Source organism: Caulobacter sp. 17J65-9, from assembly GCF_010975005.1.
Classification (GTDB): domain Bacteria; phylum Pseudomonadota; class Alphaproteobacteria; order Caulobacterales; family Caulobacteraceae; genus 17J80-11.
Map to the genome: position 1 here is coordinate 1 of NZ_JAAIVC010000087.1, position 14,794 is coordinate 14,794.

At 70.5% G+C, this 14,794-nt stretch carries 17 protein-coding genes and 1 pseudogene; 9 read left to right on the forward strand and 9 right to left on the reverse strand.

What is annotated here, in order from left to right:
• A pseudogene (locus tag G3573_RS13240) lies at positions 1-229 on the forward strand (glycosyltransferase); the annotation flags it as partial.
• Positions 230-453: 224 nt separating this feature from the next.
• Entirely contained in the window at positions 454-975 is a 522-nt protein-coding gene (gene infC / locus G3573_RS13245; RefSeq protein WP_163261651.1) for a translation initiation factor IF-3, read from the forward strand.
• Between the two features lie 191 nt (positions 976-1,166).
• Here infC and G3573_RS13250 read toward each other — a convergent pair whose 3' ends face one another.
• Complete coding sequence (locus G3573_RS13250) at positions 1,167-2,666, reverse strand: phosphomannomutase/phosphoglucomutase (RefSeq protein WP_163261652.1); 1,500 nt, start codon at positions 2,664-2,666, stop codon at positions 1,167-1,169.
• Between the two features lie 68 nt (positions 2,667-2,734).
• Between G3573_RS13250 and G3573_RS13255 the strand changes: the two genes are divergently transcribed.
• Entirely contained in the window at positions 2,735-3,319 is a 585-nt protein-coding gene (locus tag G3573_RS13255; protein WP_163261654.1) for a hypothetical protein, read from the forward strand.
• Positions 3,320-3,322: 3 nt separating this feature from the next.
• On the opposite strand, the gene G3573_RS13260 is transcribed toward G3573_RS13255, so the two are convergent.
• Both G3573_RS13260 and G3573_RS13265 read right to left on the reverse strand, forming a co-directional pair.
• On the reverse strand, positions 3,323-4,279 hold the full coding sequence (locus tag G3573_RS13260; RefSeq protein WP_163261656.1) for a KpsF/GutQ family sugar-phosphate isomerase: 957 nt from the start codon (positions 4,277-4,279) through the stop codon (positions 3,323-3,325).
• Entirely contained in the window at positions 4,279-4,515 is a 237-nt protein-coding gene (locus G3573_RS13265; RefSeq protein ID WP_163261658.1) for a hypothetical protein, read from the reverse strand. Before G3573_RS13265 ends, G3573_RS13260 begins: the two co-directional genes overlap by 1 nt.
• A 110-nt stretch (positions 4,516-4,625) precedes the next feature.
• On the opposite strand from G3573_RS13265, the gene gpmA reads away from it, so the two are divergent.
• The 3 genes from gpmA (at position 4,626) to G3573_RS13280 (ending at position 7,545) form a co-directional block, all read left to right on the forward strand.
• Positions 4,626-5,351 (forward strand): 2,3-diphosphoglycerate-dependent phosphoglycerate mutase, encoded by a 726-nt coding sequence (gene gpmA / locus G3573_RS13270; RefSeq protein ID WP_163261660.1) that lies wholly within the window; start codon positions 4,626-4,628, stop codon positions 5,349-5,351.
• Positions 5,348-5,968 carry a bifunctional diaminohydroxyphosphoribosylaminopyrimidine deaminase/5-amino-6-(5-phosphoribosylamino)uracil reductase RibD gene (locus tag G3573_RS13275; RefSeq protein ID WP_240454687.1) on the forward strand — a complete coding sequence of 207 codons (621 nt, stop codon included), beginning with the start codon at positions 5,348-5,350 and terminating at the stop codon, positions 5,966-5,968. Before gpmA ends, G3573_RS13275 begins: the two co-directional genes overlap by 4 nt.
• A gap of 320 nt (positions 5,969-6,288) precedes the next feature.
• Complete coding sequence (locus G3573_RS13280) at positions 6,289-7,545, forward strand: pentapeptide repeat-containing protein (RefSeq protein WP_163261662.1); 1,257 nt, start codon at positions 6,289-6,291, stop codon at positions 7,543-7,545.
• Positions 7,546-7,631: 86 nt separating this feature from the next.
• Here the strand turns inward: G3573_RS13280 and G3573_RS13285 are convergent, their stop codons facing one another.
• Positions 7,632-8,096, reverse strand: coding sequence for an Hsp20 family protein (locus tag G3573_RS13285; RefSeq protein ID WP_163261664.1), 465 nt, complete (start codon positions 8,094-8,096; stop codon positions 7,632-7,634).
• Positions 8,097-8,512: 416 nt separating this feature from the next.
• On the opposite strand from G3573_RS13285, the gene G3573_RS13290 reads away from it, so the two are divergent.
• The 3 genes from G3573_RS13290 (at position 8,513) to G3573_RS13300 (ending at position 11,364) form a co-directional block, all read left to right on the forward strand.
• Complete coding sequence (locus tag G3573_RS13290; protein ID WP_240454689.1) at positions 8,513-9,310, forward strand: methyltransferase; 798 nt, start codon at positions 8,513-8,515, stop codon at positions 9,308-9,310.
• A 93-nt stretch (positions 9,311-9,403) separates the two neighbouring features.
• Entirely contained in the window at positions 9,404-10,300 is an 897-nt protein-coding gene (locus G3573_RS13295; protein WP_163261668.1) for a class I SAM-dependent methyltransferase, read from the forward strand.
• The gene (locus G3573_RS13300; RefSeq protein ID WP_163261670.1) at positions 10,297-11,364 is read left to right on the forward strand and encodes an alpha/beta hydrolase; all 1,068 of its coding nucleotides are present in this window, start codon (positions 10,297-10,299) and stop codon (positions 11,362-11,364) included. Before G3573_RS13295 ends, G3573_RS13300 begins: the two co-directional genes overlap by 4 nt.
• Here the strand turns inward: G3573_RS13300 and hisN are convergent.
• The 5 genes from hisN to G3573_RS13325 form a co-directional block, all read right to left on the reverse strand.
• Positions 11,345-12,139, reverse strand: a complete 795-nt coding sequence (hisN, locus tag G3573_RS13305; RefSeq protein WP_163261672.1) for a histidinol-phosphatase — start codon at positions 12,137-12,139, stop codon at positions 11,345-11,347. The genes G3573_RS13300 and hisN overlap by 20 nt on opposite strands.
• Positions 12,140-12,278: 139 nt before the next feature.
• On the reverse strand, positions 12,279-12,665 hold the full coding sequence (locus tag G3573_RS13310) for a helix-turn-helix transcriptional regulator (RefSeq protein WP_163261674.1): 387 nt from the start codon (positions 12,663-12,665) through the stop codon (positions 12,279-12,281).
• Positions 12,666-12,857: 192 nt separating this feature from the next.
• Positions 12,858-13,256, reverse strand: a complete 399-nt coding sequence (locus G3573_RS13315) for a hypothetical protein (protein WP_163261676.1) — start codon at positions 13,254-13,256, stop codon at positions 12,858-12,860.
• Between the two features lie 90 nt (positions 13,257-13,346).
• Positions 13,347-14,504: an aminotransferase gene (locus G3573_RS13320; protein ID WP_163261679.1), complete on the reverse strand. Its 1,158-nt coding sequence runs from the start codon at positions 14,502-14,504 to the stop codon at positions 13,347-13,349.
• Positions 14,505-14,584: 80 nt separating this feature from the next.
• On the reverse strand, positions 14,585-14,794 hold a 210-nt coding region (locus G3573_RS13325; RefSeq protein WP_205598242.1), incomplete at its 5' end, for a hypothetical protein.

Sequence of the window (14,794 nt, forward strand, 5' to 3'; positions counted from 1 at the left end):
CGAGACCGTCGTGCCGGGCGTCACCGGATGGCTGGTGACCCCGCGCGAGCCGGGCGCCTGGGCCGCGGCGCTGGCCGAAGCGCTGGACGCCGGGCCGGCCCGCCGGGCCGAAATGGGCGAGCAGGGCCGTGCGCGGGCGCGGGCGCTGTATTCGGTCGACGCCATGTGTGACGCGACGCTGGCGGTGTATCGCCGCCTGGTCGCCGGGCGGGCCCGCGCGGTCGCCTGAAAATCGATACCGCGGGTCTTCCTGTCGAAAGGTTCCGTTAAGGCTGCGCTCGACTGGCGCCGGAAAGTTACGCTCTGCTTTTCTTTGAGCGCCGACGCTTGATCCCAATAACGGCGTTGGTCATATACATCCGTTGTCCGCGGGTCACCGCGCGACGCCGCGTGCCCCGCGCCGGGCCGCACACTTCGGATCAACAGGCTGGAGCCACGCCTATTCGCCGTCCTATGCAAGCGCCCCCCACCCGTGAGGGACCGCGCATGAACCAAGACATCCGCGCCCCCAAGGTCCTGCTCATCGACCAGCACGGCGAGAAGCAGGGGGTCATGCCCACGGCTTCCGCGATCGAAGCTGCTGAAGAGGCGGGCCTGGACCTGGTGGAGATCGTGCCGACCGCCGATCCGCCGGTCTGCAAGATCCTCGACTACGGCAAATTCCGCTTCCAGGAGCAGAAGAAAAAAGCCGAGGCGCGCAAGCGGCAGAAGGTCGTCGAGATCAAGGAAATCAAGCTTCGCCCGAACATCGACACGCACGACTACGATGTGAAGGCGAAGGCGATGACCCGGTTCTTCGAGGAAGGCGACAAGGTGAAGGTCACCCTGCGCTTCCGCGGCCGTGAAATGGCTCACCCCGAGCTGGGCATGAAGCTGCTCCAGAAGGTCAAGGCCGACTTCGAGGAAGTCGCCAAGGTCGAGTACGAGCCGCGCATGGAAGGCCGGCAAATGATCATGATCCTCGCGCCCAAGTGAGCGCGGCGAGGTCCCGATGCGAAAACGCCCCCGGGGAAACCCGGGGGCGTTTTTCGTTTCGCAGCAAGAACCCTCTCCCGCCCGGGCGGGAGAGGGCAGGGTGAGGGTGGGGAGACTCGACGTCGGCCGTCGTGCGGCGGACAGGTCCCCTCACCCTGCCCTCTCCCCGCAAGCGGGGAGAGGGTTCGCCCCTAGATCTCCTGATTGTACGCGCCGACCTCGGCGCGGCGGGCCAGGCGGGGCTTCACCTCGTCGCGGAACAGGGCGCGCATGTCGTCCTCGGACTTGGCGCTCTCGACCACCACCACCAGCTCCGGCTTGTTGGAGGAGGCGCGCACCAGCACCCAGGAGCCGTCCTCCAGCGCCACGCGCACGCCGTTGACGGTGATCACCTCCTGGATCTTGCGGCCCAGGATGGTGCCGCCGGCGGCGGCGAAGTCCTGGTACTCGCGCACCACGTCCTCGACCACGCCGTACTTCCGCTCGTCGTCGCAGTGGGGCGACATGGTCAGCGAGGTCCACGCGACCGGGAGGGCCTTCTTCAGGTCCGACAGCTTCTTGCCCGGGTTGCGGTCCAGCATCTGCAGGACGGCGGCGGCGGCGACCACGCCGTCGTCATAGCCGCGCCCGATCGGCGGGTTGAAGAAGAAGTGGCCCGACTTCTCGAACCCGGCCAGGGCGCCCAGCTCGGCGGTCTTGCGCTTGATGTAGCTGTGGCCGGTCTTCCAGTAGACGGTCTTGGCCCCGTTGGCGTGCAGCACCGGATCGGTGGCGTAGAGGCCGGTCGACTTCACGTCGACCACGAAGGTGGCGTTCGGGTGCAGGGCCGACAGGTCGCGCGCCAGCATCAGGCCGATCTTGTCGGCGAAGATCTCCTCGCCCTCGTCGTCGACCACGCCGCAGCGGTCGCCGTCCCCGTCGAAGCCCAGCGCCACGTCGGCCCCGTGCTCCTTCACCGCCTTGGCCATCTCCTTGAGCATGGCGTGGTCTTCGGGGTTCGGATTGTACTTGGGGAAGGTGTTGTCGAGGGTGCAGTCCATCTCGATCACCTCGACGCCCATCCGGCGCAGGGCCTCGGGCGCGAAGGCGCCGGCCGTGCCGTTGCCGCAGGCGGCGACCACCTTCAGCGGCCGCGACACGCGCGCCTGCGAAACCTCGTCGAGGTAGCGCGCGGCGAAGTTCTCGACCTGCTCCAGACGACCGCCCGGACGCGCCACGCCCTCGGCGCCCAGCACGATCTGCTTGAGCCGGCCCATCTCGTCCGGGCCGAAGGTCAGCGGCGCCTGGGCCCCCATCTTCACCCCGGTCCAGCCGTTCTCGTTGTGGCTGGCGGTGACCATGGCCACGCACGGCGCGTCCAGCGCGAACTGGGCGAAATAGGCCATCGGCGAGACCGACAGGCCGATGTCCAGCACCTCGCAGCCGGCCTGCAGCAGGCCCACGATCAGGGCCTGCTTCACGCTCAGCGAATAGCTGCGGAAGTCGTGGCCGACCACGATGCGGGGCTTCACCCCGATTTCCTGGACGTAGGTGCCCAGGCCCAGACCCAGGGCCTGGATGCCGAGGAGGTTGATCTCCTTCTCCAGCACCCAGCGCGCGTCGTACTCGCGGAAGCCCGTCGGCTTCACCAACGGAATGGTCTCGTATTCGAAGGTGTTGGGCTTCAGGTCGGCGCGCGGCGTGGGCAGCATGGAACGTCCTACGGTTGCGGTCGGCCCGTATAACGAGGATTGGTGACGAACGGGCAAGGGGGGAATTGATGATTCTGGAAACAAAGCGCACGACTGGAGCGGTCTGTCTCCTTGCGGCGCTGCTGTTCGGAAACGCCGCGTCGGCCGGAGAGTTCAAGGCCGCCCCGAACGCCAGCTACGTTGTCGACCTCGACACGCCGGACGGCAACTTCTCCCTGTGGCAGGCCGACGACCTGACCGGGCTGAACGCGCTGCGCACGAACGTGACCTTCGCCCGCCTGGGCAAGGACAAGACCTATGCCCCGCACTTCGCCGTGGCCCTCGAGAACGACAAGGGTCGGGTGGTCCTGGGCGCGAGCGTCCTGAAAGGAAAGGTGATGATCGTCACCCTGACCACCTGGCAGGGCGACAAGCAAACCGCGCAGGAGATGTTCATGCTCCCGCCCGAGCCGAGCGAGACCTTCGCCCTGGATCTCGACTGGACGCCGGACGGCGTCGTCACGGCCGTGATCCACAGCCAGGCGACCAAGGACATGAACGGCTTCGAGCGTCACCAGGCCCGGCTCGACGGCGCGCCGGCGCGGCTCGAGATCACCGGCTCGACCGCCGAAGTGGAATTCAAGCCCCTGAAGCTCGGCAGCACGACGCCGTAAGCGTCAGATCACGCCCGCGCGCAGCACGTCGTGCACGTGCAGGATTCCCACCGGCCGGCCGTCCTCGACGACGAACAGCACGGTGATGCGGTTGTCGTTCATCAGCTTCAGCGCCTCGCCGGCCAGCATGCCCCGCTCGACAGCCAGCGGCGCGGGCGTCATCACCTCGCCGGCCGTGTGGGTCATCAGGCCTTCCATGTGGCGGCGCAGGTCGCCGTCGGTGACGATCCCGGCCAGCCGCCCTTCGGCGTTGAGCACGCCGACGCAGCCGAACCGCTTCTCGGTCATGATCAGCAGGGTCTCGTGCATGGCGGTCGCCATCCGCGCCAGCGGCAGCTCGGCGGCGGGGTGCATCAGGTCGCCGACCGTGCGCAGCACCGCGCCCAGCTTGCCGCCCGGGTGGAACACCCGGAAATCCAGCGCGGTGAAGCCGCGCCGCTCCAGCAGGGCCACGGCCAGGGCGTCGCCCAGCGCGATCTGCAAGGTGGTGGAGGTGGTCGGCGCGTCGACGCCGTCGGTCGCTTCCGGCTCCGGCGGCAGCAGCAGCAGCACGTCGGCGGCGCGGCCGAGCGCGGAGTCTTCCTTGGCCGTCATGCCGATCAGCGGGATGCCGAAGCGCTTGGCGTAGGCGACGACGTCGGCCAGTTCCTTGGTCTCGCCCGACTTGGACAGGGCCAGGACGGCGTCGTCGGTGCCGATCATGCCGAGGTCGCCGTGGCTGGCCTCGGTCGCGTGCACGAAGATGGCCGGGGTGCCGGTCGAGGCCATGGTCGCGGCGACCTTGCGCCCCACGTGGCCGGACTTGCCCACGCCCGTGCAGACCACCCGGCCGGTGATGCCGTGCAGGGTCTCCACGGCCTTGGCGAAGGCGCCGTCCAGCTCCTCGCCCATGCGGCGCAGCGCGTCGGCCTCGATCTGCAGAACCCGGCGGCCGACCCCGGCGGCGTCGAAGGCGCTCATCACTTGGTCTCCGGGGCGGGCTGGGCGGCGGGCGCGGGCGCGACGGCGGGTTGGGCCGCCTTGGCGGCGTCCTCGGCCGCCTTGCGACGCTCGGCGATCACGTAGTCGGGGACCTCGACCGGGTGGCCGAAGGGCGCGGGCGAGCGCGCCCCGAAGCCCTGGGGCCAGACGAGGCCAATGGCGACCATGAGGACCGCGGTGAGCGCGGCGAGGGGATAGAACAGCCGATCGGACATGTCGGCCGTATAGCCTTTGCGCGCGCCCTCGACAAACCGCCGTCGGACGAGACTTGACCCCGGCGCGCTCCGGAGGCTAGCCCCGCCTGGTCCCAACGCGAGGTCCCGCCATGCCGCTTCTCGTCCTTCTCCGCCACGGCCAGAGCCAGTGGAACCTGGACAACCGCTTCACCGGCTGGGTGGACGTGAACCTGACGCCCGAGGGCGAGGCCCAGGCGCGCCGCGGCGGCGAGCTGCTGAAGGACGCCGGCATCCACTTCGACCGCGAGTACACCTCGGTCCTGACCCGCGCGATCCGCACCGGCGAGATCGCCCTGCACGCCGCCGGCCAGGGCTGGGTCCCGGTGGTGAAGGACTGGCGGCTGAACGAGCGCCACTACGGCGGCCTGACCGGCTTGAACAAGGCCGAGACCGCCGAGAAGTTCGGCGACGACCAGGTCAAGGTGTGGCGCCGCTCCTACGACGTGCCGCCGCCGGACCTGGCCCCGGGCGGCGAATGGGATTTCGCGGCCGACCGCCGCTACCACCACGCCAAGGTGCCCTCGACCGAGAGCCTGAAGACCACGCTGGACCGCGTGCTGCCGTTCTGGACCGACGAGATCGCCCCACGCCTGGCCGAAGGCGAGACCATCCTGGTCGCCGCCCACGGCAACTCGCTGCGCGCCATCGTCAAGCACGTGTTCGGCGTCAGCGAAGATGACATCGTCAACGTCGAGATCCCGACCGGCAACCCGCTGGCCATCGTGCTGGACGACCACCTCGACCCGCTCTCGGCCCGCTATCTCGACGAGAGCCGCGCCGAGGCGATCCCGCACTTCATCAAGGACGCGCGTTGAACGACGACGCCGTCTTCATGCGCCGGGCGATCGCGGTCGCCCGCGTGAACCTCGGCAAGACCCGGCCCAATCCGGTGGTCGGCTGCGTGCTGGTGAAGGACGGCGTGGTGCTGGCGGAGGCCGCCACCGGCGAAGGCGGTCGTCCGCATGCCGAAGAACAGGTCCTGGCCGCCGCGGGCGACGCCGCCCGCGGCGCGACCGCCTTCGTCACCCTGGAACCCTGCGGCGCGCGCAGCTCCGGCGCGCCGTCCTGCGCCGAACGGCTGGCCCTGTCCGGCGCGGCGCGGGTGGTGATCGCCTGCGAAGACCCCTCCCCCTTCGCCTCCGGCCAGGGGATCGAGCGCCTGACCGCGGCCGGCGTGCCGTTCGAGACCGGCCTGCTCGCCGACGAAGCGGCGGCGCTGAGCCAAGGCTTCGTGCACCGCATGACCACCGGGCGGCCGTTGGTGGCCGAAAGCGACGACGGCGACGGCTTCGACGGCCCGTTCGAGCCGCACCCGGGCGAGGACCTGGAGACAGCCCTGCAGCGCCTGGGCGCCGAAGGCTGGAACCAGCTGTGGGTCCGCCGTGCGGGCGAGCTCGCCGCCCGCCTGCGGGCCCAGGGCGTGCTCGCCTAGACCCGACGCTCTTCCATTCCGGCACAGGTCATGTGCCGGCCGCCCGCCTAGTCGGAACGGGCCACCCATCTATTTGAAACCCAGCAAACGACGCGCGATCGAACGCGCGCCGCACACGCCTTTGTCGGCCACGACGGCCGGCGGAGCGCCGGCGGATCTTTCCCCCTCCCTGTTCGCCGGCGGGCGCGCCGTCCCCCGACGGCGCGCCATGCCCGGGGGCTTTCTCGGGGCTTTCCGAATTCTGAACGGGGGGCGGCCTGCGGTTAGGTGGTGTTAACCACGCCCCGTCGATAACGTCGGATCGGCCACCGGAAGTTCTCATGTCCTCGAAGGACACAACCGTCCGCCACCGTCGGCTGACCCAGTCCGAGGCGGACGAGATCTGCGCCAAGCACGACCGCCTGTGGACCGCCCGGCTGGGCGGTGCGCGCGCCGTGTTCTCGTGGACCGACATCTCCGGCCTGAAGCTGGCCGGCCGCAACCTGTCCGACGCCGACTTCACCGCCACCATCATGGTCGACACCGACCTGACCGGGGCCAAGCTCGACCAGGCCAACCTGTTCGGCGCCGACATGCAGGGCGCCAAGTTGGCCGGGGCCAGCCTGCGCCGGGCCGACCTGCGCGGGGCCTGCCTGCGTGGCGCCGACCTGACCGCCGCCGACCTGTTCGAGGCCGACCTGCGCGAGGGCACCATCGCGGCGGCCGACAAGCAGCTGGGCCTGCGCATTCTGGAGCCGACCAACCGCGCCGCCGAGGCGCAAGGCGCGAGCCTGGTCGGGGCCAACCTGGAACGCTCCAAGCTGTCGGGCGTGATCGCCATCAAGGCCGACTTCAGCGACGCGGTCATGAAAGACTGCAAACTGGTGCGCGCCAACCTCAAGCAGGCGACCCTGAAGGGCGTCGACCTGGCCGGCGCCGACCTGTCGGGGGCCGACTTTTCCGGGGCCGACCTTACCGACGCCGTGCTGGTCGGGGCCAAGACGCTGCAATGGCGGGCGGACGGGGCCGATATGACCGGCGTGCTGACCGACAAGCCGGTCGGCCAGCCGGTGGACGCCCTGCCCTACGACGAGATGCTGCGCGCCCACGCCCAGTGGTGCGAGACCGGCGGGCGCGAGGGCAAGCCGTCGATGTTCAACAACGCCGACCTGCGCGCGCTGAAGTCGGTGCGCGGCCTGAACCTGACAGCGCTGTCGGCCAAGGGCGCGGTGTTCTACGGCCTGGACATGGAAGGCGTGCAGCTGCAGGGCGCGCACCTGGAAGACGCCGACCTGCGCGGCTGCAACCTGCGCCGCGCCGACCTGCGCGGAGCCCGGCTGGCGCGCGCCAAGCTGTCTGGATCGGACCTGCGCGACGCGCACCTGGGGCCGCTGCTGATCTCCCAGGACCGGCTGCTGCCGGCCGACCTGACCGGCGCGAACCTGAAGGGCGCGGACTTCTCCGGCGCCGACCTGCGCCGCGCCCAGATGGCCGGCACGGACCTCAGCCGCGGCAAGTTCACCGGCGCCCAGCTGCGCGGCGCCGATCTGACCGGCGCCGTCCGCCACGGCGTGCGCGACCTCAACGAGCTGGACTGACCCCCTCCCGCGAACACGAAAAAGGGCGGCGCGAGGTCCGCGCCGCCCGAAGTTTTTCGGAGGGAAGAAAGAGAGAGGTGAAGGCGTCAGGCCGCGGCGGCCTCGCCTTCGATCAGGCCGGTCGGGGCCTGGGTGGAGATCTCGACCCGGCGCGGCTTCAGGGCTTCCGGCAGCTCGCGCTTCAGCGAGATCGACAGCAGGCCGTCCTGCAGCTGGGCGTCGGTGACCACCACGTAGTCGGCCAGCTGGAAGCGGCGCTCGAAGTCGCGCTCGGCCAGGCCGCGGTGGAGGTAGCGTCGCTCGGCGTCGTCGTTGGCGCCCTTGCGCCCCTGGACGGTCAGCAGGTGCTCCTTGACCTCGACGTTCAGCTCCTCGGGCTTGAAGCCGGCCACCGCCAGTTCGATCCGGTAGGCGTTCTCGCCGATCGTTTCGATGTTGTAGGGCGGCCAGTTGGTCGGGCTTTCGGTCTTGGCCGCCTGTTCCAGCAAGCTGGCGAGGCGGTCGAAGCCGACCACGGAACGGTAGAGGGGAGCGAAATCATAGGAACGCATCACGGCATCCTCCTGCATCAGCAAGGTTGCGGACGCCCCGCGGCTTGCCCGGGGCGCTTGGGTTGAAACCGCGCGGCCCGATGTCGGCCCCGTGCGGTCTGAAGGCCCTAAGTTCGGCGCCTTCGTACTCTCAGTTAGGAAGCGCGGCGGAGGCCGCAAGGGGCGTCGCCGAAGCTTCACGCGAAACCGCTTGCCAGCCCCCCGTACACGCCTAGGCTGTCGTCTCGCCCGCTCGAGCGCGTTCCGCAAAAGTGGATCCGGTTTTGCGATCGAACGCGCTCAAGCTTTTGGATGAGAGCCTGTCTTATCCGTTCAGATGGTTCCATCTGAACGGAACAGGCTCTGGAGGAACTCCGATGGTCCGCTCCGCCGCGCTTCTCGCCGTCGTAATCGCCGCCGCCTTCGCAGCGCCCGCCATGGCGGCGCCGTCCACCGCCGTCGCGGCCCGGGCGGCCGCGCCGCGCTTCGAGGAAGACGCCGCGCTCGCGTCCGCCGTCGCGGCTCCGGCCCGCTCCGACGCGCACAAGGCCCGCGACGCCTTCCGTCATCCCTACGAGAGCCTGACCTTCTGGGGCCTGACCCCCGGCATGACGGTGATCGAGATCCAGCCGGGCGGCGAAGCCTGGTGGACCGAGATCCTGGCCCCCTACGCCAAGGCGACGGGCGGGACTTATCTCGGCGCCTACAACGACCTGGCCAGCCCCAACATGACCGACGCCGGCCGCAAGGCGCGGGCCGACTTCGAGGCGAAGTTCGGGGTCAAGGCGGTGAACTTCGGCTCGACCTCCGGTGTGGGCGTCCAGCCGGGCTCGGCCGACATGGTCCTGGTCGCGCGCGCCTTCCACAACTGGGCCCAGCAGGGGTCGACCGACCAGTTCATGGACGCCTTCTTCAAGGCGCTGAAGCCGGGCGGCGTGCTGGCCGTCGAGCAGCACCGCGCGCCGGAAGGCTCTGATCCGAAAGCCGGCAACGGCTACGTGCCGGAGAGCTACGTGATCGAGGCGGCGAAGAAGGCCGGCTTCGTGCTGGAGGCGCGCAGCGACCTGAACGCCAACCCCAAGGACACCCGCGACCACCCGTTCGGGGTCTGGACCCTGCCGCCTGTGCGCCAGACCACCGAGGACGGCCGCACCCTCACCGACGCCGAGCGCGCGCACTTCGACGCGATCGGCGAGAGCGACCGCATGACGCTGCGATTCCGCAAGCCTGCGTGAGGTTCGCGGCTTTGACCGAGGCGGCGGAGCGGTTTACACGCATAGGGGTCGAGGCGCCGGCTCGGGGGACCGTCGCGTCGTACGGGGGTTGTGATGTCTGAGTTGTCGCCCTGGGCGTCTCGTCGAGGGGTGATCGCGGGAGTTTCGGCCTTGGTTCTGGCCGGTTGCCGCCGCGAACCCGAGAAGAAGGCCCCGGCCAAGCAAACGCCGGCGGGTCCGCCCGAGGGCTCGCTTGAATGGGCGGTGGCGGGCGCCTGGCGCTCGCCCAGCGACCGGGCGCGCGACGCCTGGCGTCACCCCAAGGAGACCCTCGAATTCTTCGGCCTCGCCCCGGGCCAGACCGTGGTCGAGTTCTGGCCGGGCGCCGGCTGGTGGACCGAGATCCTCGCCCCCTACCTGGCCCGCACCAAGGGCACGCTCTACGCCGCCAACTTCCAGGTCGGCGCGGGGGCCGAGCCGGCCCAGGTCGAGATCGTCGACCGCTTCCGCAAGCGGTTCGGCTCCGACAAGAAGCTCTACGGCGACGTGAAGATGACCGAGTTCGGCCCGACCAGCGGGCCGGTCGTGCCGGCCGGAACGGCCGACCTGGTCATGTTCATGCGCAACCTGCACAACTGGATGGCCGCCGGCATCGCCGAAAAGGCCTTCGCCGACGCCTTCGCCGCGCTGAAGCCGGGCGGCGTCCTTGGAATCGAGCAGCATCGCGCCGACATCGGAGGCACCCAGGATCCGGCCGCGACCAGCGGCTACGTTCAGGAGCCCTACGTGAAACAGCTTGCGGCCGAGGCGGGTTTCGCCTTCGTGGCCTCCAGCGAAGTCAACGCCAATCCCAAGGACACGAAGGATCACCCCTTCGGCGTCTGGACCTTGCCGCCGCAGCGCCTGACCGCGCCGCGGGGACAACCCGCCAACCCCGCCTTCGACCGGTCGAAGTACGACGCGATCGGCGAAAGCGACCGCATGACGCTCAAATTCAGGAAGCCCGCGTGAACCGCGTCGCCGCCTTCGCCGCCAATGCGCCCCTGATGTCGATCCCGGGGGCATCCGCGCCCGCCGGGGGGATCGGCGAATGGTGTCGGGGCGCCGGCGGGCTTCGCCTGCGCGCCGCCTTCTGGCTGCCCCAGGGCACGCCGCGCGGCACCGTGGTGCTGAGCCCCGGCCGCACCGAGCCGATCGAGAAGTACTACGAGGTCATCGGCGACTTCCTGGACCGCGACTTCGCCGTCCTCGCCCATGACTGGCGCGGCCAGGGCCTGTCGGCCCGCCTGCTGCCCGACCGGCTGAAGGGCCACGCCCGCGCCGTCGAAGAGTACCTGGACGATTATTCGCGGCTGCTCGACACCTTCGAGAGCCGCATGCCGCAGCCGTGGATCATGGTCGGCCACTCGATGGGCGGCTGCCTGAACCTGCTCAGCCTGATGGCCGGCGAGACCCGCTTCGCCTCGGCCCTGCTGTCCAGCCCCATGCTACGGCTGAAGACCGGCAAGCGGTCGATGTGGTCGGTGCGCTTCGCGGCGCGCTGGAACGTGCGCCACGGCAAGGCCGGGGAATACGTGCTGGACGACTACGACGACCCGTTCGAGCACACCTTCGAGAAGGACGGCCTGACCAGCGACCGCGCCCGCTACGAGCGCTGGCGCGAGCAGCTGTACGCCTGCCCGCACCTGGCGGTCGGCGGCATCACCTGGGGCTGGCTGGCCTTCGCGGTCGACGCCGGCGAGCGGGTGATGAAGCCCAAGGTGCTGAAGCGGGTGAAGACCCCGGTGACCATCGTCCAGGGCGGCGACGACGCGCGCGTCTGGAAGACGGCCGCCCGCTGGGTCGCCAAGCGCCTGCCGCGCGGCAAGTACGTCGAGGTCACGGCCGCCAAGCACGAAGTGCTGATGGAGGTCGACGAGCGTCGCTGGCCGTTCTTCCGCGAGTTCGACGACCTGGCCGAACAGCTGGCGCCGCGCGAGGAGTACGCCCCTCAGGCCGAGACGGTTTACCCGACGCCGGAGGCCGAAGGCTTCCAGGAAACCCCCGCCCCGGCGGTCATTTCGCCGAGCGCTTGAGCGCGACCAGCGCCTCTTCGAGCGCCGCCGGATCGCCGGCGGCGACGATCTGGCCCGTGCCGTCCACCGCCTGGCCCCGCCAGTTGGTGACCGAGCCGCCCGCGCCCTCGACCACGGGGACCAGGGCCTCGATGTCCCACGCCTTCAGGCCGGCCTCGATGACCAGGTCGATGCGCCCCAGCGCCAGCATGGCGTAGGCGTAGGCGTCGCAGCCCAGCCGCGCCAGCCGCGCGGCCGCGCGCACCTGGGTCCAGGCGCCCAGCTCGGCGCCGTCGAACATGTCCGGGTCGGTGGTGGCGATCACCGCGTCGGTCAGCTTGGGACAGGACCTGACCTTCAGCGCGCATTCGGCCCCGCGCGCGATCAGGCGCGAGCCTGAGGCCGTGCCGACGAACACCTCGTCCAGAACCGGTTGGGAAATGACGCCGACCACCGGGCGTCCTTCGCGCCGCAGCGCGATCAGGGTGGTCCACAGCGGCAGGCCGGCCACGAAGGCGCGCGTGCCGTCGATCGGGTCCAGCACCCAGACGAATTCGGCGTCCGGGCGATCCTCCCCGTATTCCTCGCCGATCACCCCGTGCTCGGGAAAGCGCTCGGCGATCAGCTTGCGGATCGCCGCCTCCGAACCCCGACCCGCCTCGGTCACCGGATCGTAGCCGCTCCCCGCCGCCTTGTTCTCGTGGCCGCAATCGGTCCGGAACAGGGGAAGGGCCACGGCGCCCGCGGCGCGCGCGAGTTCGACGGCGAAGGCTTCAAATCGGGCGAGGTCGGTCATCCCGCCGACTTAGACCATCTGCGGCCTGAGGCGAACCGTCGCTTCCGTGAGGAGCGGGGCGCTCAGGGCCACGTTCGAGCGAGCGCATGGACCGGCGAGATTTGCGTTTGGGCGCCGGTCCAGCGCGCGTTCAGGATGGTCAGGCGGCGGTGCCGTCTCCGGCGTTCAGCGACTTGGCCAGGTCCAGCAGCCGGCGGCGCGGACGCTCGCCCAGCTGGTAGTAGGCCTGGATCAGATCCAGGGTCTCCTTGCGCGAGTACACTTCGCCGCCCGACTTCTCGTCGTTGGCGCTCTCACGCGAGGCGGCCTCGGCCAAGCCGTCGTAGAAGTAGCTCACCGGCGTTTCAAGCGCTTCGGCCAGTTGCCACAGCCGCGCCGCCGAAATGCGGTTCGCGCCGCACTCGTACTTCTGAATCTGCTGGAAGCGGATGCCCACGGCCAGCGCCAGTTGCTGCTGGGTCAGACCCAGCAAGCGGCGGCGGCGGCGCAGGCGTTTGCCCAGGTGAAGATCGATGTCGGTCGCCATGCCTTTTCCCCCTGTCTCCTCGTCTCGGGGACCGTTCCGTTTCGGGACGGCTCGCCTTTCACGCGGCAAGGCTCGTGCCGGGCGGGAATTCAGCTCGCCCGGGCGGCGATCGGACAGGGGTAAGCGACGAGGACCGCCTTGATCGCGACGAGGCGACGGGACGGCGCTGAGGCCGTCCCGGAACGCGCCGGTTCAGGCTTCGCCCGGCGCCGCGGGGGCCTGGGCCTTGCGGGCCTGGTCGATCTGCTCCTTGGTCCAGCCGGCGACCACGAACGGGCCCTGGACGGTGAAACCCGCGGCCGGCAGGGCGTAGACGTCGCCGTCGCGGGTGCGGATGGCCACGCCCTTCAGCGCGCCGGCCTCGTCCAGCATGGCCTTGTCGACCGTGCCGAGATCGACGCCGGCGGAGTCCTTCACCGAGGCGCCGGCCTTCACGCTGTCGGCTGTCGCGGGGGTCGGGGCGGTGGTGGCCGCGGGCGCCTCGGCCGGCGGCGGCGGGGCTTTGGCGGCCGGCGGCATCGGCTGGGCCGAGGCCGGAACGGTCAGGGCCGCGGCGCAGGCGGCGGCGATCGACAGGGTCAAGACACGCATAAAACGCTCCAATCAGTTCCGCCCCGGCTGGGCAAAACGCGTCGGACGCCGAATGCGTTTCGGCTCAGCTTCGCGGCGAAGCGTCGCAGTTCAGAACAACTTTCGCGCGCGGGCCAGCCGCTCGACCCCCGCGTCCAGGGTGGCGTCGACCTTGGCGAAGCACAGGCGCACGACGCTGGTCACCGGGTCGGTCTCGTAGAAGGTCGACACGGGAATGGCGGCCACCCCGGCCTCCTTCACCGCCCGCAGGCAGAAGGTCCGGTCGTCGGCGTCGACGCCCGAAGCGGCCAGGTCGATGTTCAGGAAATAGGTGCCGCCGCTGTCCAGCACGGCGAAGCCCTCCGACCGCAGCCCGGCGGCCAGCCGGTCGCGCGAGCGCTGCAGGTCCCGCGGCATCGCCTCGAACCAGTCGTCGCAGTTCCCAAGCCCCCACGCCACGGCGGCCTGCAGGTTGGGCGGCGTCGTGAAGGTCAGGAACTGGTGCGCCTTGGCGACGGCGGCGGTCAGTTCGGGCGCGGCGCAGACAAAGCCGACCTTCCAGCCGGTCAGGGCGAACATCTTGCCGGCCGAGCCGATCTTCACCGTCCGCTCGCGCATGCCCGGGAGCGCCATCAGCGGCACGTGGCGGCGGCCGTCGAACACCACCTGCTCCCAGACCTCGTCGCAGATGGCGATCGCGTCGTGGACGACGCAGAACTCGGCCAGCAGGGCCAGGTCCTCGTGCGGGAACACCACGCCGGCCGGATTGAGCGGGTTGTTGAACACCACCAGCCGCGTGCGCGGCGTGAAGGCGGCGGCCAGCGCCTCGCGCCCGATGCGCCAGTCGGGCGGGGTCAGGCGCACCAGCCGCGCCACGCCCCCGGCCCGGCGGATCAGCGGCGCGTAGGCGTCGTAGAGCGGCTGGAACAGCACCACCTCGTCGCCGGGCTCGATCAGGGCCAGGAAGCTCGCCGCCAGGGCCTCGGTGGCACCGGAGGTGACCGTCACCTCGGTTTCCCAGTCCAGATCCAGACCCTGGAAGCGGCGGTAGTGGCCGGCGGCCGCCTGGCGCAGCTCCGGCACGCCGCGCATGGGCGGGTACTGGTTCCAGCCGTCGACCACCAGCTCGGCCGCCTTGCGCCGCAGCGCCTCGGGTCCGGGCGTGTCGGGGAAGCCCTGGCCCAGGTTGATCGCGCCGGTGTCGCGCGCGAGGCCGGACATCACCTCGAAGATGGTGGTGGGCAGGCCGGCGTAGACGGAATTGACCATGAGCCCCTCGGCGCGGTGCGGCCGCTGAACGCCGCAGCCGTCCGGATCGCATACGGCGGCTCGATTGCGAAGCCCGCGGCCTAGCCGGCGGCGACCTTCCCAACCGCCTCCCACCACAGCCAGAACAGGCCGGCCGCGGCGATCGAGACGGCGTAGGGCATGCGGGCGGGCGCAGCAGGCTCGGCCGCGGCCGCGCCGCCCGCCAGGGCGCCCGCGGCGCGCCAACGGGTCCAGGCCATCACCGCCAACGCCTGCAGGCCGCCCGCCAGGCCCAGCGACAAGATGAAGGC